General features: G+C 65.7%; 1 protein-coding gene. It reads left to right on the forward strand.

Annotated elements, in window-relative coordinates; all coding sequences use genetic code 11:
- Positions 1–242, forward strand: a 242-nt coding sequence (locus AAEY72_RS16105) for a tyrosine-type recombinase/integrase (protein WP_502945413.1), incomplete at both ends; no start/stop codon positions are given.

Below are 242 nucleotides of genomic sequence, written 5' to 3' on the forward strand. Positions count from 1 at the left end.
CTGCTCTTCCAGCGTCCCGGTGAGCTGCGCGCCGCCGAGTGGTCCGAGTTCGACCTAGACGCAAGCACGTGGGAAATTCCGAGCGAGCGGATGACGCGCACCAAGCAAGGCAAAGCGTCCGGCGGCGCGCACATCGTCCCACTGTCGGCACAAGCGGTCGCTATCCTGCGCGATCTGCACGCCTTGACGGGCAACAGCCGGTTCCTGTTTCCGAGTGTGCGGACGAAGGACCGCCCCATGTC

The sequence above is a fragment of the Psychrobacter sp. W2-37-MNA-CIBAN-0211 genome, assembly GCF_040309405.1.
GTDB lineage: Bacteria > Pseudomonadota > Gammaproteobacteria > Pseudomonadales > Moraxellaceae > Psychrobacter > Psychrobacter glaciei.